Origin of the sequence: Neorhizobium petrolearium (assembly GCF_017873175.1) — a bacterium.
Lineage (GTDB): Bacteria > Pseudomonadota > Alphaproteobacteria > Rhizobiales > Rhizobiaceae > Neorhizobium > Neorhizobium petrolearium.
In genome coordinates this window covers 49640-68814 of record NZ_JAGGJW010000020.1, presented here as the reverse complement: position 1 = coordinate 68814, position 19175 = coordinate 49640, and the positions used below count along the sequence as shown (strand labels likewise).

The 19175-nt window shown below is 59.4% G+C and carries 19 protein-coding genes and 1 pseudogene; 7 read left to right on the top strand and 13 right to left on the bottom strand.

What is annotated here, in order from left to right:
* The first annotated feature begins 401 nt into the window (after positions 1–401).
* Together J2046_RS29425 and J2046_RS29420 are read left to right on the top strand one after the other, a co-directional pair.
* On the top strand, positions 402–1952 hold the full coding sequence (locus J2046_RS29425; protein WP_210057869.1) for a Fic family protein: 1551 nt from the start codon (positions 402–404) through the stop codon (positions 1950–1952).
* 496 nt (positions 1953–2448) lie between these two features.
* Positions 2449–2808, top strand: coding sequence for a hypothetical protein (locus J2046_RS29420; RefSeq protein WP_210057868.1), 360 nt, complete (start codon positions 2449–2451; stop codon positions 2806–2808).
* On the opposite strand, the pseudogene J2046_RS29415 reads toward J2046_RS29420, so the two are convergent.
* From J2046_RS29415 to J2046_RS29395, 5 genes and pseudogenes are all read right to left on the bottom strand, one after another.
* Positions 2767–3207 (bottom strand): annotated as a pseudogene (locus tag J2046_RS29415) (integrase core domain-containing protein); the annotation flags it as partial. The gene J2046_RS29420 and the pseudogene J2046_RS29415 sit on opposite strands and share 42 nt — an antisense overlap.
* Positions 3208–3332: 125 nt before the next feature.
* Positions 3333–3704, bottom strand: coding sequence for a DUF423 domain-containing protein (locus tag J2046_RS29410; RefSeq protein ID WP_210057866.1), 372 nt, complete (start codon positions 3702–3704; stop codon positions 3333–3335).
* Positions 3705–3708: 4 nt separating this feature from the next.
* Complete coding sequence (locus J2046_RS29405; protein WP_210057864.1) at positions 3709–4098, bottom strand: group II truncated hemoglobin; 390 nt, start codon at positions 4096–4098, stop codon at positions 3709–3711.
* A gap of 132 nt (positions 4099–4230) precedes the next feature.
* The gene (locus J2046_RS29400) at positions 4231–4410 is read right to left on the bottom strand and encodes a hypothetical protein (protein WP_210057862.1); all 180 of its coding nucleotides are present in this window, start codon (positions 4408–4410) and stop codon (positions 4231–4233) included.
* A gap of 350 nt (positions 4411–4760) precedes the next feature.
* Positions 4761–5270: an Hsp20/alpha crystallin family protein gene (locus J2046_RS29395; RefSeq protein ID WP_037149561.1), complete on the bottom strand. Its 510-nt coding sequence runs from the start codon at positions 5268–5270 to the stop codon at positions 4761–4763.
* 404 nt (positions 5271–5674) lie between these two features.
* On the opposite strand from J2046_RS29395, the gene J2046_RS29390 reads away from it, so the two are divergent.
* A complete protein-coding gene (locus tag J2046_RS29390) occupies positions 5675–5947 on the top strand; it encodes a type II toxin-antitoxin system VapB family antitoxin (protein WP_037149564.1) in 273 nt (90 codons plus the stop codon).
* A complete protein-coding gene (locus tag J2046_RS29385) occupies positions 5947–6381 on the top strand; it encodes a type II toxin-antitoxin system VapC family toxin (RefSeq protein WP_233470376.1) in 435 nt (144 codons plus the stop codon). Before J2046_RS29390 ends, J2046_RS29385 begins: the two co-directional genes overlap by 1 nt.
* Positions 6382–6753: 372 nt before the next feature.
* Here the strand turns inward: J2046_RS29385 and J2046_RS29380 are convergent, their stop codons facing one another.
* The 8 genes from J2046_RS29380 to J2046_RS29345 form a co-directional block, all read right to left on the bottom strand.
* The gene (locus J2046_RS29380; RefSeq protein ID WP_210057858.1) at positions 6754–7062 is read right to left on the bottom strand and encodes a hypothetical protein; all 309 of its coding nucleotides are present in this window, start codon (positions 7060–7062) and stop codon (positions 6754–6756) included.
* 2 nt (positions 7063–7064) lie between these two features.
* Positions 7065–8111 carry a LacI family DNA-binding transcriptional regulator gene (locus J2046_RS29375; RefSeq protein ID WP_210057856.1) on the bottom strand — a complete coding sequence of 349 codons (1047 nt, stop codon included), beginning with the start codon at positions 8109–8111 and terminating at the stop codon, positions 7065–7067.
* Between the two features lie 59 nt (positions 8112–8170).
* Complete coding sequence (locus tag J2046_RS29370; protein WP_267950876.1) at positions 8171–8965, bottom strand: DeoR/GlpR family DNA-binding transcription regulator; 795 nt, start codon at positions 8963–8965, stop codon at positions 8171–8173.
* A 170-nt stretch (positions 8966–9135) separates the two neighbouring features.
* Positions 9136–9558 carry a RidA family protein gene (locus J2046_RS29365; RefSeq protein WP_210057854.1) on the bottom strand — a complete coding sequence of 141 codons (423 nt, stop codon included), beginning with the start codon at positions 9556–9558 and terminating at the stop codon, positions 9136–9138.
* Positions 9559–9593: 35 nt separating this feature from the next.
* The gene (locus J2046_RS29360; RefSeq protein WP_210057852.1) at positions 9594–11246 is read right to left on the bottom strand and encodes a hydantoinase B/oxoprolinase family protein; all 1653 of its coding nucleotides are present in this window, start codon (positions 11244–11246) and stop codon (positions 9594–9596) included.
* Positions 11243–13297, bottom strand: a complete 2055-nt coding sequence (locus tag J2046_RS29355; RefSeq protein ID WP_210057850.1) for a hydantoinase/oxoprolinase family protein — start codon at positions 13295–13297, stop codon at positions 11243–11245. Before J2046_RS29355 ends, J2046_RS29360 begins: the two co-directional genes overlap by 4 nt.
* Positions 13298–13335: 38 nt before the next feature.
* On the bottom strand, positions 13336–14649 hold the full coding sequence (locus J2046_RS29350) for an NAD(P)/FAD-dependent oxidoreductase (protein WP_210057848.1): 1314 nt from the start codon (positions 14647–14649) through the stop codon (positions 13336–13338).
* A gap of 22 nt (positions 14650–14671) precedes the next feature.
* A complete protein-coding gene (locus J2046_RS29345) occupies positions 14672–15385 on the bottom strand; it encodes an SDR family NAD(P)-dependent oxidoreductase (RefSeq protein ID WP_210057846.1) in 714 nt (237 codons plus the stop codon).
* A 271-nt stretch (positions 15386–15656) separates the two neighbouring features.
* Between J2046_RS29345 and J2046_RS29340 the strand changes: the two genes are divergently transcribed.
* Genes J2046_RS29340 through J2046_RS29330 form a run of 3 tightly spaced genes read left to right on the top strand, consistent with a single transcriptional unit; the run spans position 15657 to position 19161 of the window.
* Positions 15657–17366, top strand: coding sequence for an ABC transporter ATP-binding protein (locus J2046_RS29340; RefSeq protein WP_233470370.1), 1710 nt, complete (start codon positions 15657–15659; stop codon positions 17364–17366).
* Positions 17366–18337 carry an ABC transporter permease gene (locus tag J2046_RS29335; RefSeq protein WP_210057843.1) on the top strand — a complete coding sequence of 324 codons (972 nt, stop codon included), beginning with the start codon at positions 17366–17368 and terminating at the stop codon, positions 18335–18337. Before J2046_RS29340 ends, J2046_RS29335 begins: the two co-directional genes overlap by 1 nt.
* The gene (locus J2046_RS29330; RefSeq protein WP_210057840.1) at positions 18334–19161 is read left to right on the top strand and encodes an ABC transporter permease; all 828 of its coding nucleotides are present in this window, start codon (positions 18334–18336) and stop codon (positions 19159–19161) included. Before J2046_RS29335 ends, J2046_RS29330 begins: the two co-directional genes overlap by 4 nt.
* The last annotated feature ends 14 nt before the right edge of the window (positions 19162–19175 follow it).

Here is a 19175-nt window from a genome sequence, read left to right as displayed (position 1 = left end):
GTTTTCTGTTCCATTGCTACTCAGACCCCAGATCGTGATGCATCTGCGACATTCATTAGCAATCACGCAAAATGAGGCCGAATTCTCAGCGCTCGGTCGGCGTTACATTGAACTGAATCGCAAAGGCGTGGCGGAATTCAGCGACCAGTGAACACTGGGCATGCTTTTGAAAGCCTATCTGCGCAGCCAAGAGCGGGCGGACGATCCGCTGACACTGAGCGTGAGGGCATGTTCCTGCATCCGCCATACCTGCCGAGCCCTTGATGCGAGATAAGCGTCACGACATAATTCACGTGCGATTTCTCGGCATTAAATACTTGCAATGGCGCGACATGTTTGACTTGTTTTGAGTTGCATCATATACTTGTAGTCGCGCAGCATAAAAAACTTGGTATGAAGCAATGGCCGCACCGAACGAAAAGCTCGCCAACTCCCTGGGCGTCTTGCAGGAGCTGCAAAGTGGGGGGCAGCGAATCTTTAAATCCAGCGAGTTTAGCCGTGCCCATCGTGAGCGGCTCTTGCAGCACGGGTTCCTGCGCGATGTCATCAAGGGTTGGCTTATGTCGACCGGGCCGCAGGCCCTGCCGGGGGACACGACACCCTGGTATGCGTCCTTCTGGGAGTTCTGTGCGCGCTATTGCCACGACCGGTTCGGGAACAACTGGTTCCTGTCACCGGAGCAGTCGCTCCTGCTGCACGCGGAAGCGACCGCGATCCCGCCGCAGGTCATCGTCAACAGCCCCAAAGGAACCAATAACTATCTGCAACTTCTCTTCGGCATCTCGCTTTATGATCTCAAGGTCAAGGAGATGCCTGCGCCCGAAGACATGGCGGAGAAAAATGGCCTGCGTGTCTACGCGCCGGATGCAGCTCTCGTCAAAGTGCCGGAAGGCTTCTTTCGGCGCACACCCATCGAAGCACAGGTCGTGCTGGCAGCCGTGCGTGACGTGTCCGGTATCCTGGGCCGGTTGCTTGATGGCGGGCATTCCGCCGTCGCGGGGCGCATCGCCGGGGCATTCCGCCGCGTGGGCCGCACCGGCTTTGCGGATGAGATCGTCAAAACCATGAAAAGCGCAGACTACGACGTTCGCGAAAGCGATCCTTTTGCCGAGCAGCCATATGTGCCCGCCATCATCACCGGCGTGCCACCCATCGTGGCCCGGCTTAACGCCATCTGGGAAAGCCAGCGCACGCCTGTCATGGAAATATTTCCCAAAGCGCCAGGGCTGCCCGCAGACAAAAGCAGCTACATGAAGTTCGTGGAAGACATCTACCAAAGTGATGCTTACCACTCGCTCTCGATCGAAGGCTATAGCGTAACGCCCGAACTCATCGACCGTGTGCGGCAAGGTGGATGGACCCCTGAGATCGATGAAAAGGATAGGCAAAGCCGCGATGCGCTCGCCGCGCGCGGCTACTGGCAGGCCTTCCAGAAAGTGAAGGATTCCGTGGCCGCTATTCTCGATGGCACGCCTCCTGGAGCGCTCGTACACGAGCAGCACCGGGATTGGTATCGCGAACTTTTCGGTCCGTCCGTGGCCGCGGGCATTCTCAAGCCAAGCGTCCTTGCCGGGTATCGCAATCATTCGGTTTACTTGCGCGGATCATGGCATGTGCCGCCGCGCGCAGAGGCGGTGCCGGAGGGCATGGATGCGCTCTTTGATCTGCTGGAGAAGGAGACCGAACCTACCGTGCGCGCAGTGCTGGGGCATTGGCTTATCGGCTACGTCCACCCTTATCCTGATGGCAACGGACGTATCGCGCGATTCTTAATGAACGCGATGCTGGCGTCGGGCGGCTACGCCTGGACGGTTGTGCCGGTGGAGGATCGTGACCGGTATCTCGCCGGTCTTGAGCGGGCCAGCGTCGATATGGACGTTCGCCCGTTTGCGGGCTTTCTGGCCGAGCGCGTGCAGTGGTCGATGGAAAAAGCGGCGGAGGATGCGAGATAGTTTGCGTAATTATCTCCTTAGTTCCTTTTTTCTCCCCAACTCACTTTGATTTTCTCAATCCTCCATCACTGCTGGCTGAGGGGGTGGGATGAGCGAGATTCTCACTGTTAGTAAGATCGCAACGCTTCTCAAAATCAATGAGAAGACAGCCTGCAAACTCGTCAAGTGAGGGGAAGATACCCGGCTTCAAGGTTGGCGGCTCGTGGCGGTTTGAAGCGGTGAAATCGAACGCTGGATAAAGCAGCGTTCAGCGCGGAACGACAGCGGCCAAAGTTCGCACGACTAGGGTTAGTCGGGCGCGAAGGCGATCGGAAAGGACGATGGCTATATTGTCTCGGAGTGACAACAACTTGTGGCTGTCGGCGTGGGTCCCATAAGCTGTTGCGGTTTATAATATTTTGATGACCCCCTGATTTTTGGGGTTGCGATGTTGGGGGCGGGATCTTCTAGGATGGGTTGTGTTTTGGTTGCGTTCTGATTCGCGTCGAGGGGGCTCATGCGACATAGTCGGGTAAGGTTTGCGGCTTTGGCCGCCACGGTATCGCTTTGCGTTTTGTCGGGTGGTGTGACGGGGGCGGCGGTCCTGGATGGCATGTTCGGCGCGGTTGCTCATGCAGCCGAACAGGGGCCGGCGAGTGGTGGCAACGGCTTCTTCACCCAGAAGATCGGCATCGACGTGCCTGCCTTCCGCGGCCTGGAGCCGAAGATCGCGCTTTCCTGCAGTTCTGCCCGCAAGACGAGGCTCGGCGGGCTTTACCAGGGCTGGCGGGGTTATGCCTGGGGGCTCGATGGTTTCGACGTGATCGAGCGGGCAAGTCCGGGCGTAGCCTGCCGGGGTCTGATATCCGAGGGATGAGTGCGGCCGGAAATGATTATCATCGTCCGCCCATTGCGCGATGGCGCTCCGGGCGTAATCGAGGCCGAAGAACAGACTCTCGTTGAGTAGCTCATCGCGCATGCGCCCGTTGAAACTCTCGACATAGGCGTTCTGCATTGGCTTTACCGGCACGATGTAATGCCACTCGACCTTGTGATCCTTCGGCCAGGCAAGGATGGCATTCGAGGTGAGTTCGGTGCCGTTATCGGAGACAATCATTCCGGGCTTGCCACGCCGCTCGATCAGCGTTGTCAGTTCGCGGGCGACAAGACGGCCGGAGATCGAGGTGTCCGGGATCGCCGCCAGGCATTCGCGCGTCACGTCATCGACGACATTGAGGACGCGAAAGCGTCTGCCGCAGGCGAACTGAGCACGGATTTGCGTACCCTTGTGCTACCGATTACGCATACACCTCCGTCAGACGCAGGTTCGCCGTACGTCCTAAACGCCCAATCCAGGTCGGCGACAACCCACCTAAATAGGTGGGTTCCAGGGAACAATGGTCAAACGTGACGTTGGCGGAAGAACGCTCCGGCTGCCACAAGTAGCCAGCCGAGGATCATCGTCGTTCCGCCGGTTGGCGCTGCCATCACAAACAGCCGGTCGCCAAGAAAATGCCGGGAGACGAGATCGCCGGCGAAAATGACCGTTCCTAATCCCAGGACCAGTGCGGCAATTGTGGCGGTACGAAAGAATTTCTGGCCAAGATAAAGCGACAACAGGACCGGTGCGTGCGCCAGGCACATGGTGGAGGCGGAACCCAGAAGCAGCGTGTCGCCTGCGTGGCTTGCCGCTGCCGCCAGGGCGACGCCCATGGCTCCCATCATGCCGCTCACAAAAAGAATCAACGGCCGCAGATTGTCGAGTCTTTCCATCGGCCTATTCCCGGTTCTGCATGTGGAGGGCCAGGCGCTCGACTGGTGGCCAGATAATCTCGCGCAGCTTTTCGTTGTCGATCGTCTCGTCCAGCGCACGGCGGAAGCAGAGCATCCATTCGTCGCGCTCCTGAGGGCCGATTGCCGCGGCGAAATGGCGGGCGCGCAGCCTCGGATGGCCATGTTTTTCCACATAGACCGGAGGGCCTCCGAGATAACCGGTGAGATAATCGTAAAGCTTCGCCTCGCTGCCTTTAAGGCTCGGCGGATGGATGGCACGGCAACGGGCTGCTTCCGGCAGCGTATCCATCAGTTCATAGAAGCGCTTCACAAGGGCGCGCACCGTCGCCTCACCGCCGATCGCTTCATAAAGTGTGATGGTGTCGCCCGCCATGTCGCCTTCCGCATAATTTGCCTCATGGTGTTAACGATGCAGCATAATAACGGCAAGCGCCAAGGCGTCGCAGCTTATGGGGCGTTCGGTCTTGCTGTTCTTGTCCATCCGGCGATCCGATGACGCCTCCGGTCAATCGGGACCTGCATCCGTTTCCTTTGCATCCGGTTCGGGAAGCGAGACTGTTCCGGGCGTCTTCTCCGGATCCGTCAGACGGTCTTTGGCGTGTGGTCCGGCTGCCGGGCGCTTTGAGATCCGGGTCAGTTTTTCGGCGTGCTCGACTGCTTCCTGAGCCTTCTTGTCTTCAGCCATGTCGGGTCCTTCGACGTTTGGTTTCTCTCGATAAACGTCGGGGGAGGGGAAGAGTTCGGGAAAAGCTCCGTTTGCTGATATTCGGGAGCTGGACGATGATTTTGCGGGTAACACCGGATCATCCTTGCACTGATGCTTCGCGTGGAGACTTCCTATTTCACGATGAGGACGGCAACTGTGGCATTCGTGACGACTTTCGCAGTCTGCTTTAGAGGATGACATGGCTGAAGCCGATACTTCCGCGAGAGGAAATGACGATCGGGGCACAGTCTTGGCCTCAAGAATGGCCGCTGCTGGAGAAATATGCGTCGGTGACGACGTCGGATGCGGTGTCTGCTTTGACCGTCGACTCAATGATGGGCATCACATTCGTACAGCTCGGATTGCGCCTTATCGCTCTTCGGCAAGGTTACGGTCAGCACCCCATTCTTGAAGCGGGCATCCACCTTGTCCTCCTTGATCTCAGAGCCTAGCGGGATGCGGCGCTCGAAGCGACCGTAATAGCGTTCGGAAAACTGACGGTCCTTGTCTTCCACCTCGGAACGCTTTTCTCCTTTCAACGTCGGCACGCCGTCATTGAGCAGGACCTCTATATCCTTCTGCTCAAGGCCAGGAACCTCGGCCGACACCTTGATCTCTTTGTCATTGTCTGAGATCTCCACGCTCGCCCAGGCACCGCCGAACGCGGAGGGTCGTCCAAAAGCCGGCAGACCGGAACCAAAACCACGGAAGGCGGCGTCGAATAGCCGGTTCACCTCACGATGCAGCGACAGAAACGGATCGCGATCATCATCACGGAAAAAACTGGGAACCCGGCTGCCGCCGTTGTCGTCCCAGGGAATCAGATCACGGACACTCATGGTTCGTCTCCTTTCCAATTCACTTTGACGGGATAAGCTCCTTTTGCGGCGCCAGGCGATGGCGCTTGGCGCCGCTTGCCATGGCCCTGGCTCAGGCCGCCTGTTTGTCGGCCTCGATCTGTCTCGTCTCGGCCTTCGGTAGAGCCAGGCGGGGGCGTCCGAGCAGTTGGATGCGGTGGTGCTGTCCATTGCCCGGCTGATCGGCAGGCGCATGGCGCGCGAGGATTACGCGAAAGCCATGAGTGCCGCCAACGATAACAGCGCACGCGATAGGAAGGTCGATGCAGAGGAGGCAAATCAACCGCTGATGAATATGAATAAGGCAGCATGGAAGCGGGTTTTTACATTTGAACTCAGGCTGTCCATATGCTATCTAGAAGCGCGATCTAGAAAGGAGCGGTGCCATGGGCCTCAGCATCAAGACCGAGGAAGCTGACAGGCTGGCGCGTGAGTTGTCCCGCCTTACCGGTGAGACCATGACCGATGCCATCACCAAGGCCATGCGCGAACGGCTGGAGCGGCTGCGTGCCGAGCGGGAGGCGCAGGGTGACTATACGGCCCGCGTTGAGGCTTTCGTGCGTAAGCGTGCCCATCTGTTCGACCGTCGTCCCGTCACCAAGGAAGAATGGGATGAAGCCGTTGGAGACACGCCTGAGCAGTTGGGCTTGCCGAAATGATGGTGGTGGACAGTTCTGCCATCGTCGCCATTCTGTTCGATGAGCCGGAAAGCCCCGATTGCACCAAGGGGCTCGAAGGTGCGTCTGCCCGGCTGATTTCCGCTGTCAATTATGTGGAGACGGGTACGGTTCTGGCTGGTCGTCTCACTGGGTCGAGGCGGTCGAAGGCTATCGGAATTCTGGACGAGTTTCTTACCACGCTCGGCATCGACATCGCCCCGGTCGATGATCGTCTGGCCCGCGCGGCGATGAAGGCGAGGATCGAATACGGCCAGGGATTCGGCATGCGCGGCGGACTGAACTTTGGCGATTGCTTCGCCTACGCGCTGGCAAAACAGCATTCGGCCCCGTTGCTCTATATCGGCAACGATTTCGGCCTGACTGATATTCGCTCGGCGCTGGACGCTCCTGGCCCAAAGAACCGGAAGAAGTAGATGGCCGGGAAAGGGAGCGCAAAACCCGGCATCCAGCGGCTCATGCGTGACGCTCAGCATGGTGAGTTCAGCGTCCTGCTGGCCGAGGCGCTGACCGCCAATGGCTAAAGAGATCAAGAATTTGGATAACCGAGCCGCCAGGCTTTGCAGCCGCGAAAGTTAGAAAGCCCCTTTTCCCTCCTTGGCTAAATGCTTTTAAGAATTGAGTATAAATTGAAGCTGAACGTTTTCCCCCTCTACTCGCACCTCTGGCATTGGAGCGTTCGGCTGGGCATTCCATTCCTTATTTAATTGTACAAACGTCAGATCAGACTCAGGCTACCTTTGAGTGATACGGTTAGAAGCATTTCACAAACTGAACCGCCGATAGCCCTATGACACGATTTTTGTACTTCCCACCGGGTGTTTGTCCGCATCAGGGGCGATCCACGGTTTCGGAGCAACCGAGATGGCAGAAGACAGGAATAGAGGGCCAAAAACCAGCGTTGCGGCCTCTCCAATTTCCGAAGATTTGCATTTAAAATCAATGGTATAAAGAATTGTTTGAGTCGTTGCCGATTTGAACTCCGCAACGCTGAAATGTGGAAAAGGCCTTGTAGAAATAAGTGGTCCAGCGCCATTTTTTGCAGCTGGTTTTTCCAAAACTTGAAAGTCGCAGAGGCTGATTTTTTCTGTCAGCAACTTTACCAGCCGTTTCCCCCGCAGCTTGCTCTCACGAGAAATTCATAGGGTAGCAGCTGGAAGTCGGAGATCGGGCGATCGTCCTGAATCGACTGCAGGAGTGTCTGAGCTCCGAGAAAACCCATGCGCCGGCGCGGCACCGAAATGGTGGTTAGCGGTGGGCTGAAAGCTTCGCCGACGGGGTGGTTGTCGAAGCCGATGAATGCAATTTGCTGCGGTACGCTGATCCCCAGTTCCCTGGCTACCTGGATGGCACCGAAGGCAAGCTCATCGCTGGCGCACAGGATGGCATCGGGCAACTGACGCCTGTTGAGAATGTCACGCATAGCCTGGCGGCCAGCAACTATGTTGAAAGCCGGCAGATGCTGGACGTCGATAATGCCGTCAAGCCCCGCTTGCCGCATCGCATTCCGATACCCTTGCGCACGCGCCGCAAAAATCGGGCTTTGTTCCGGCCCTCCCATATGCAGGATGCGTTTACGTCCGATGGACACGAAATACAGCGTCGCTTCCTGTGCCGCCTGCTGATTGTCGATGCCAATGAACGCAATCCCGGGGCTCAAGACCGGTCGCGATATTGCGACGATCCTCCGATTGTATTGCGGAAGCTCCCCCAGTTCGGATGGGAAGCGTCCGTTCAAAAGGATGAGACCGTCAGCGGCACCCGTTATAAGTTGTCGGGCGAGGGCAAGTTCCCGTTCTTCGTTGCCTTTCGTACTTCCGACAATGACGCCGATATTGTGTTCTTCGAGAGCTTCTTCGATGCCGAGGATGACTTCGGGATGGGAGAAAGCGGCGATATTAGGAACGATGACAAGGATCTGATTGGCGCGCCGGGACCGAAGCATGCGCGCATTATGGTTCGCGACATATCCGTTTTCCCGCGCGATATCTGTAATTCGCGCACGCGTTTGCGCCGTCACGGCCGACGATCCCGAGAGGGCACGGCTGACGGTCGAGGGATTAACGCCTGCAAGCTTTGCGATATCGACGATCGTAATACTCGCCTTCGAGCTTACCGGCTGGCTTTTCGATTTTGGAATGGTCACGGGCGATCAGAAACGTTGCTCAAAACGAATTGAGCATTTTCTGGGAGCTGTTTGACACGTCACTCCGGTTCCTCCTGAAACGCGTCGACATAGGGCGCAATCACTAAGTCTGCGACGACAGAAGCAAATTTCGCCCGTTCATCGTGATTGAGGCCCTCATCGGTAATGATGCGGTTGATCCTTTCGATGGGGGTCGTCCGATAGATCGCCCTGCTTCCGAAACGGCTGCTGTCGATCAAGAGCGTCGTTTCCACGGAGGAATCGATCATGGCACGCTGAAGCTGCACTAATTCCAGTGACGTATCGCTGGCGCATTCCGTATCAATGGCCTGTGAAGACAGGAAAAGATGATCGCACCGCAGCTCCCGAACGAAGTTGATTGCCGTTTCCCCAAGCAGGGAATAAGCGCCAGGGCGACAGATTCCGCCGGGCACGACAAGCTTGATATGAGGCTTGTTGACCAGCACGTCCGCGACGTGAACATCGTTCGTCACTACGGTCAACGGTGTCGTCAGTTCGGCGACGACATAGGCGAACTGATGCAGGGTCGAGCGGGAATCGATAAAGATGCTCTGTTCAGGCTGAAGGAGCTTCGCCGCGGCGACGGCGATGGCGCGCTTTTCCTCCACGGCAGTCTGGCGGGCCTCGTCGACGAGCTGCTCGAATGTCGTGTTGCGTCGAACACGCACGGCGCCGCCATGTGTCCTTCGCACGACGCCCTGCTGTGCAAGGAAATCGAGATCGCGGCGGATCGTCGAGATAGAGGTGTTGAGCCGCTTGGCAAGATCCTGGCTCGAGGCTACCTGATTGGAAGAAAACCATTCCATGATTTTCTCGCGCCGCTCGGCGGGCAAAAAGTCTTCCGTTTGCGGTGTTTCCGTCTCAGTCAACAGCAAGCCCTTTCTCTTCTTCAAACCGCCCAGACCTTATAGAAACAGCCGCGAAACTGGAAGCAGGAGCCGGTCCATGTCCGCCTCCATTCGTCCGACCGCCCGGATTGTCGGGCGGCCGGACCACGTGATGATCACAGGCTGACGTTGATGTATTCGGAACCGGCGGCGCCGACACCCTTGTAGGCGGTTACTTCGATTTCGACGCGGAAATCCGGACCGCCGAGTGGCGGGCAGGTCACAGTACTGCAGGGATCGATGCCGCGGAATTTTTCTCCGACATAGGCCATCACCGAGGGAGCATCCGCAACATTCGGAATGACGACCCGCGAACGGACGACATCGGCCAGAGTAGCACCGACGGATGCAAGCGCCCCCTCGATGTTATGAAAGCACTGCTTGGCTTGTTCGACCGGGTCGGGTGACATCTCCCGGGTCTTGTAGTTACGGCCGGCCGTATTGGAAACAAAGACCCAGTTGTCGACTGCAACGACGCGTGAATAGCTTTCCTTTTCCTCATAGAGACTGCCGGATTTGACTTTCGTTACTTTTACCACGGGTGAGATCCTTCCTTTCAAGTGGGATTGGACGATCAGGCGGTCGCTGCCCGATAGATTTTCTGTTCGGCGCCATGGCCGTAGACGCGTTCGGCGAATTCGGGCGTGATGCGTTCTTCCTTGATGTCGCGGCGGATCGCTTCCAAGGATCGGCCGGAAGGCGAACCGTAGCCGCCACCGCCTGGCGTCACCAGTTCGACTATCTGTCCGGCTCTCAGCTGCACCGTACCCGGCAGGTTTTGCTGGCCGTTGCCGAAATCGAAATGAGAACCGGTTGCCTGCAAGCCACCTTCAAGGCCCCATGGATAGACCGCAAGCCGGCCACCCTCGACGCTGAAGCGGCAATCGGCTTCAATGCGGTAGACGCGTCTCAGGCCCATGCCGCCACGCCAGGTGCCGGCGCCTGCCGAACCATTGACGAGCTCATAACGCAGTAGCGTCAGCGGGTATTCCAGCTCGAGCGCTTCGACCGGCAAATTGGACGTGTTCGTCATATGAACGTGGACGCCGCTCAGCCCGTCGGCCGTTGGCCGTGCCCCGCCTCCACCGCCGATCGTCTCGAGATAGACCCAAAGCGAGCCGTCCTCGCGCGTGCCGGTAAAGAGCGCGCCAGTGCAGGCACCGTTGCCAGCCGCCGTGACCTTGCCGGGCAGCGCCTTGGCCAGAGCACCCTGGACCAGGTCGGCAACCCGCTGGCAGGCTGCAATACGCCCGTCGACTGCTGCCGGATGTCTGCAATTGAGCAGTGAACCGTGCGGCGCCTCGACGCTAATCGGGCGGGACAGGCCGGCGTTCGGCAGGATGGTGGGATCAATGACGGCCTTGACCGCGTAGTAGGAGGTGGCGAGAAGCGCGGTATAGATGACGTTCAGACCGGCGGGCACCTGCGGTGGGGCGTCGAAAGCGAGATGCATCGCGTCACCCTTGACGGTGATGTCCACCTTTAATTCCATCACGTCGGAGAACTGGTTGCTGTCGAAATAGTCAGTGAAGCTGTAGGTACCGTCGGGAATGGCGGCGATGCCGGCCCGCATTTTGCGCTCGGCATAATCCTGCAGGGCATCGCCGGCAGCCAGAACCTTGTCTGCTCCATATTTCGTGCAAAGGTCCTGCATGCGCTGGACACAGAGCCGGTTGGCCGACATCTGGGCGCGCAGGTCCGAAAGCCGCTCATGGGGAACCTGACAGTTCAACAGGAACATGTCCTGCAGATCCTGCTGCAGCTCGCCCTCACGATAGAGCCGCACCGGAGGAATGCGCAGCCCTTCCTGGTAGATATGCGCATGGCCGCGATCGGCGAAGTCGGCGTGATGGGCCGTGTTGACGGCCCATCCGACCATGGTATCGCCATGGAAGATGGGCTCGGCCAGAACAATGTCGGGCAGGTGGGTCGCGCCACCCTCGTAGGCATCGTTTCCGATGAAGACGTCACCCGGCTTGATGTCCTTTGCCGCATAACGCTTGTTGATATGCGGAATGATGCCGATGAAGCTGCCAAGATGCATCGGGATATGCTCTGCCTGGCACAGGGTGTTGCCGTGCCGGTCGAAGAGTGCGGTCGAGCAATCGCGACGTTCCTTGATGTTGGTTGAATAGCTGGCACGAACCAGCGCTTCGCCCATCTCCTCCACGATCGATGTGAGCGCGCTGCCGATGACTTCTACCGTAATCGGGTCGATCTTGGTCATGCCCGGGTCTCCAGAATGAGGTTGAGGTAGGGATCGACCGTCGCCTGCATATCTGGAAGGATGACGGTGGTGGTATCCATCTGTTCGACGACCGCCGGTCCGTCGATGCGGTTGCCGGGTTTCAGCTTCTCGCGCGCGTAGACCGGGCAGGGCAGGAAGTCCTTGGCCTCGTCCATATAGACCTGGCGCGACCCGATGACGGCCGCATCGCATGCCGGCCCGGCGTCCGGCCGCGGAGTGAACTGGGCCTTGTTGACGATGCCGGCGGCCTCTAGCCGCAAGGTCACGATCTGGATCGCCTCACCTTCGGCGATGAAGCCAAAACGTTGCAGATGCGCCTGTTCGAAGCCTTTGACCAAAGCTTGAAGGGTATCCCCGCCGACCGTGCCGGCAGGCACCGAAACCTGCAGTTCGTAGTTCTGGCCAACATAACGCATGTCGGCAGTCCGGTTAACGACGCGGCGGCCGGGCTCGATGCCTTCCTGCTCGAACCAGGCTTCGGCCTGGGCTTCAAGCGTTTCGAAGCCGCTGATCATCGGTTCGACCGCGTTTTGATCCACTTTCATGAGGCGGGAGATGGCGAAGTCGGAACGCAGGTCGGTCAAAAGCAGGCCGAGTGCGCAAAGCGTGCCCGGGGTAAGCGGCACGATGATACGGCTCATGTCGAGCTCCTTGGCGAGCCGGGCAGCATGCAGCGGACCCGCGCCACCGAAGGCCATCAGCGCATAGTCGCGCGGGTCGTGGCCACGCTGGACGCTGATCAGGCGTATGGCCTTTGCCATGTTGGCCGTGACGACAGAGATGATGCCCTGCGCCGTCTCCATCAGTCCGAGACCCAACTGATCGGCAAGCCGTTGCACGGCCTCGATCGCGAGATCGCGCCTGACTTTCATCCGTCCGCCGAGGATTTCGACCGGATTGAGGGTTTGGAGCACGATGTTGGCATCGGTGACGGTCGCTTCGGTGTTGCCGCGTCCGTAGCAGACCGGGCCTGGGTCGGCGCCCGCCGAACGCGGACCGACTTTCAACAATCCACCGCTGTCGACAAATGCGATCGAACCGCCGCCTGCTCCGACCGTATGGATGTCGAGCATGGGCGCCTTGATCGGATAGCCGTGGACGTTCGCCTCGCCGGTCAATTTGCAGACACCGCCCTGGAGAAGGGCCACGTCGCTTGACGTTCCGCCGACATCGAAGGTGATGATGTTGTCGAAGCCAGCCATTCCTCCAACGGCTTGCGCGGCGACAACGCCTGTGCTCGGGCCGGAGAGGACGGTACGGACCGGAAGCTGCGCCGCCGTGTCGAAACCAATGACGCCACCGTTCGATTGCGTCAGCTGCGGAGCGACCGGTACGCCAAGCTCGGTCAGTCGCAGCTTGAGCCTGTCGATATATCGCTGCATGACAGGGCCGAGATAGGCGTTGACGACCGTCGTGGACATGCGCTCGTATTCGCGGAACTCCGGAGCCACCTCATGCGAAGCGCTGACGAACACATCCGGCATTTCCTCGCGAAGGATTTCGACGACCCGACGCTCATGCGCGGTGTTCAAGAAGCCGTAAAGGAAGCAAACGGCGATTGCCTTGACGTCTTCGTCCGCGAGCTTGTGGATGGCGGCCCGGAGCTTTTCTTCGTCCAGCGACCGGTCCGTCGAACCGTCACTCTTGAGGCGTTCGGGAACCTCCTGCCGGCGGTCGCGGCTCACCAGGATTTCCGGCTTCTCGGCATTCATATCGTAAAGGCTCGGGCGCTTCTGGCGACCGATTTCCAGCAGGTCGCGGAACCCGTCGGTGGTGATAAGCCCCGTCTCGACACCCTTAAGTTCGATGAGAGCGTTGGTCGCGACTGTGGTTCCATGACCGAGGAAAGCCACATGTGCTGCCGTGCTGCCGACGGTCGCAAGTCCTTCCGACACGCCATTGGAGATGCCGCGGGAAGGGTCGTCCGGCGTTGACGGCACCTTCCAGATGTCGAGCTTGCCGGTCTCCTCGTCAAAAAGGCAGACGTCGGTAAACGTGCCTCCGGAGTCTACGCCAATTCTCAATGCCATTTCTTCACCCTCTTTGGCCAAGGTTGTTTAGGAACGGATCAGGCCGCCTTGGTCTTCTTGAATCGATCGAAGCGGAAAGGAGCGGGATCGACGCAGGGCTCAGCGCCGGTGACGATGTCGGCCATCAGCTTTCCGGCGCCCGGCCCGATACCGAACCCGTGTCCGGAGAAGCCGCTGGCAATGAAGAAGCCGGGAACGCCGCCGGCCGGACCGATGACCGGGACCGCGTCGGGGGTGACGTCGATGAGACCGGCCCAGCTCTGCGTTATGCGGCTGTTTGCGAAAGCAGGGAAAGCCTTTACCAGATGAGCAAGGCCCTCGCGGTTGAAGCGCTCGAAAGGCACGGGATCGAGGATACGCACCTGCTCGAAGGGCGAAACCTCGTCCGAGGCCCAGGAACGTGGGGTTCGCCATTCCTGAATGAAGCGGTTGCCGACGCGCAATTTCAGCTCTCGCCAGCTCTTGATCAGCGTGGGTACGAAGTCGGCGAAGAGACGGAAGCTGTCCGGGACGATTGGTGCGATATTGGCGTTGCGCATCGCAATCGAGAAACTACCGTCGAGCCGTTTGCGGAAGGAAAAATTATCCGCCCCGACCGGCATATCCGGCACCCCCTCCACCGCGGTCGCGCGCGCCACCGAGCCGAGGATCTTCAGCTGTGGAAAATCAATACCCATATTGCCGCTGAAGAGCCGTGACCAGGCGCCACCTGCCAGAATGACGGAGGAGCAGGCGATGCGCCCCCGCTCGGTGATCACGCCGCTGACGCGTCCTGCGGAGCGCTCGACAGCGCGAACGGCACAGCCCGTCAGCACATGGGCGCCGGCGCGGATGGCGCCGCGGGCGACGGCCGGAGCGGCCTTGAACGGTTCCGCCCGGCCGTCGGTGGACGTGTGCAGCGCGGCAGTGAAACGTCCGGTCATGCCGGGAAGATGCTGGCGCAGTTCTTCAGTGCGAAGCAACCGGGAATCGAGGCCGAAGTTGCGTGCATGCACCAGCCAGGCCTCGTATTCCGCTTCCTGGCGCGCATTACGGCAAAGATAGGCAATACCCGTCTGCCGGAAACCTGTTTCTTCGCCGACGCGATTGTTCATGTCTTTCCACAGCGAAAGGCTTTCGATGGCGAGCGGCAGTTCGGATGGATCGCGGCCCATTTGACGCACCCAGCCCCAATTGCGGCCTGACTGCTCGCCGGCGATCAGGCCTTTTTCACAAAGGGCGACCGAAACGCCGCGTTCCGCAAGCTCCAGGGCGGTCGAAACCCCGACAATGCCGCCGCCGATGATGACGACATCCACCTTTGCCGGCAGGGTCTGCGTGGAAGAGACTGCATCAGGAATAATACGTGACATAGCTTTTTCCCGAGGGCGTCGATCAAAGCATGTCTTCGAGCCGGCAGTTTACCAGCATCTCGGCCATGGCTGCATTGTTGGGAAGCTCGATCGCTGTGCGGACGAGAGAGGCCAGCGTTTCCGGCTGGATCATCTGGTCGGGTGTCACCTTGTTCGTGTAGGAACTCATTTCCGTGCGCACGAAGCTCGGGCATATGGCGGTTGCCCGCACACCTTTTTCCCAGGCGACGTGGCGCGTCGTATGAGTGAGGCCCATCACCGCGAACTTTGTCATGTTGTAGCCGACGAAGGCATTCCTGACCCGCTTTCCGGACATCGAGGCGACGTTGATTATGCGGCCCGCACCGGTAGCCTCAAGGTGCGGCATGCAAAGCCGCGTCATGCGCAGTGGCGCCTTGACGTTGACCGCCCATAGCCGGTCGAGCGCCTCGTCGTTGTCGTCCATGAGCGAAACGCGCTCGCCGAGGCCGGCATTGTTGACCAGGGCATCGATTCTTCCGAATTTCGCAATAGCCGCCGCCACCCAGGCTTCCGATGTTGCCGGATCGTAGGCATCGAACCGCGCATAGTGAAAGCGTTCGCTCTCCGGTCCGAACTCGGCTTCGAGCGTACCGACGTTGCGGGCTCCAAGGCTGAGGCGGTAGCCATGTTCGGCAAGCTCGTTCGCGATCGCGAGGCCGATGCCGCGGCCCGCGCCGGAGATCAGCACCACGCGTGAGAGATTTTCGGACGTCATTGTCATCCCCTTGGCGCGGCCGGCAGGTCGCGCATTCGTTTGCATGAACGGTAAGGTGGCTTTTCATTTCTGGCAAGGCTGAATTTGGTAGAAACTTCAGAAAAGCTTCAAAAACTATCAAACTTGAAGGTAATCCAGCAAAATACAAACGTATGCTTGACGTAGTTTGGCGCTTTATGCCTTAATGATGAAAATATGCGCCAGAAGCGCTCAAAAAACTACGGGAACTCGCTCGCCGGTGTGGGGAGCTCATCGCAAATCGGATCGCGGTATGCCGGGTAGGGAAATACTGAAAATCGACAATCTTTCCGTCGCCTTCAGGACGGAGGCCGGGCTTCGTCCCGCAGTGAATGGCGTGTCCCTGTCACTTGTCTCCGGCGAGATATTGGGACTTGTCGGGGAAAGCGGCAGCGGCAAGACAATCCTGTCGCTGGCCGCCATGGGACTGTTGCCGCAAAACGCGGTCGTAACCAGTGGCCGTGTGGAATTTGCCGGCGCAGATCTGCTCACAGCGCGGCCGGACGTCTTGCGCAAGCTGCGCGGCAAGCGGATTTCCATGATTTTCCAGGATCCGATGGCGTCGCTCGACCCGGTCTTTAGGTGCGGCGATCAGATCGTCGAAGCGATCCTGCTGCATGAGCGGATGACGAGGCGCCAGGCCAGGGAACGGGCGCTGGAACTGTTGCAGAAAGTGGGGATCGCGGATCCGGCGCGCTGCCTGCGCTCCTATCCTCATGAGCTGTCCGGCGGCCAATGCCAACGTGTGATGATCGCCATGGCGGTGGCCTGCAAGCCGGATGTCATCATTGCCGACGAGCCGACGACGGCACTGGACGTCACGGTCCAGAAACAGGTTCTTAACCTGCTGCGCGGCCTCAATCGGGAAATCGGCGCGGCAATTCTTCTCATCACGCACGATCTCGGCGTCATTTACGAGGTCGCCGACCGTGTCGCTGTTATCTACCACGGCGATCTTATGGAGGAGGCTGCCACGGCTGACCTCTTCGCTGCGCCTTGCAGCGACTACACCAAGGCGCTGATCGCCTCCATGCCGTCCGCATCCGCGCCGCAAAGCCGTCTTCCGGTTATAACAAGAGATGGAAGCGGCATGATTTCCAGCGCGGCAGAGGATCGGCCGGCAGCGAAACCGAAGCCTGCCATAAATGGGGCGTCCGAACCGCTGCTGCATATCCGGGATCTGACCAAGAGTTACTGGGTCCGCGAGAATGCTCTTGCGACACCGCGGGCGTTTCGCGCCGTGGACAATGTCAGCCTTGCCATCCCGCCCCGTTCGACGCTCGGTCTCGTTGGTGAGTCGGGTTGTGGAAAATCGACACTGTCCCGGCTCGTCATGCGGTTGATAGAACCGGATGACGGCGCCATCGAATTCGACGGCCGCAACCTCATTTCGCTCGGCCGCGAGGAGATGCGCGCTGCTCGCCGCGACATGGCATTGGTGTTCCAGAACCCCTACGGATCGCTCAATCCCCGCCAGACGGTGACCGATCTCGTCGCAGCGCCGATCGATATTCATCAGGGCGGACGCGATCGGGAGGCGGCGGTTGCCAAGCTCATGGATGCCGTCGGCCTGCCGCGAAATGCCATGAAACGCTATCCTCACGAATTCTCCGGCGGCCAACGCCAGCGCATCGTGATTGCCCGTGCGCTTGCACTCAAGCCGCGCCTTCTGATTTGCGACGAGGCCGTTTCGGCACTTGATGTGTCCGTTCAGGCGCAAGTCCTGAACCTGTTGCAGGATCTGCAGGACGAATTCGACCTGACCTACCTCTTCATTTCTCACGACATGTCAGTCGTTCGTCATGTCAGCGATATGATCGCGGTGATGCAGAAAGGGCGGATCGTTGAAGCCGGCCCCGCGGGCGAGGTCTTCGACAACCCGAAAGCGGAATACACGCGGACGCTTCTCAGCGCGGTGCCGAAGATCGGCAACGCAGATCCGATAGCCCTGGAGGCGCATTGATGCAGACCCTTTCGACATTCGTCATCGTGGTGGGAGCAAGGCTGGCGACCGCGCTGGTGCAGCTCTGGGTCATCGCGACACTTGTGTTCTCCATCATGTACATCATGCCAGGCGATCCGGTTCTCCTGTTGCTCGGTCCTGAGAGCCATCCGTCGCCAGAGGCGGTCGCGGCCATGCGGCAGCAGCTCGGTCTCGATCAGCCGGTATTGTCGCAATATCTCAAATGGCTCGGCAATGCCGCCGTCGGCGATCTCGGTAAATCCCTCGACGGTTATCCGGTGATCGAATATGTGACGGCGAGCCTTCCGAAGACCATGGAACTCGCTAGTGCGGCGATCCTGGTGGCGGCCATCATGGGTGTGCCGGTCGGTATTGCCGCGGCCCTGTGGCGAGGGCGATTTCTCGATGGTCTGCTGACGTCGCTTTCGACGCTCGGTATCTCAGTGCCAGTCTATATTCTCGGATCGCTGCTGATCCTGCTGGTCAGCCTTAAGCTCGGGTGGCTTCCTTCCAGTGGCTACACCGATATTTCCCGAAACGCCTTTCTGCACTTCCAGAAGCTGACGCTGCCGGCGGTGACCCTCGGGCTGGGGCTGGCCGCCTCGATTGCCCGCATGACACGCTCGTCCATGCTGGAAATCCTGAGCCGCGACTTCGTGCGGTCCCTGCGGGCCAGGGGTATGCGCGAGCGTCGCGTCATCTGGTTACACGTCCTGCGCAATGCGGCAATCCCGATCGTGACGATCGTCGGCCTGCAACTTGGCAACCTGATGGGTGGGACGGTGCTGGTCGAGGCCCTCTTCAACTGGCCGGGGCTGAGTACGCTGCTCGTCACCGCCGTCTCAAACCGCAACTACCCTCTGGTTCAGGGCAGTATTGTGACGATTGCGGCGCTGTTCATCCTCATCAATCTGTGCGTCGACATCCTCTACAGCCTGCTCGATCCACGCATCCGCCGGAAACGCGCATGAAGACGTTCCTTCCTTTCCGCCATCCGCTCGTTCTCGTCAGCCTGCTCGTGGTGACGACGGTTCTCGGCATCGCGCTGGTGGGGCCGGTCATCGCTCCGCATGATCCGCTCGCGATCAACCAGAACGCTGTCAATCAGGCGAGTTCGACGCAGTATCTGCTCGGCACCGACGAATTTGGCCGAGACATTCTTTCTCGCCTCCTGGTGGGAATCCGCCCGACCATCATGGTGGCGGTCATTTCTACCCTGATCGCCGCAGTCGGCGGTACGGCTTTTGGTATCATCGGTGCCTACAGCCGGCCAGTCATGGCGTTCTTCGTCATGCGCGCCGTCGATATCATGCTGAGCTTCCCGGCGATCTTGCTGGCACTTCTCGCCGTCGGCTTCTGGCGGAGCGGGATCGCGAGCCTCAGCGTCGTCATCGGCATCATCTTTATCCCGCAATTCGCGCGCGTCGCTCAGTCGGCCACCCTGCAGGTCATTCGGCAGGAATTCGTCGAGGCGGAGCATGCTATGGGGGCGCGCTATCTGCGGGTCGTCTTCAAGGCCATCTTGCCGAATATCCTTTCTCCACTGGTCGTCCAGGGAACCTTGACGATCGCCGCGGCGATCCTGCTCGAATCCGGCCTGAGCTTTCTCGGTCTCGGGATCGTGCCTCCGGAGCCATCCTGGGGGCAAATGATCGGAACAGCGCGCGGTTATCTGAACCAGAATCCAATGTACGTGGTCTGGCCCTCCGTGTGCCTCGCATTCACGGTTCTCGCCATCAACATCCTCGGAGATGCGCTTCGCGATCATCTCGATCCGAGGCTGCGTGAAAACTGACAATCTTCAACAAG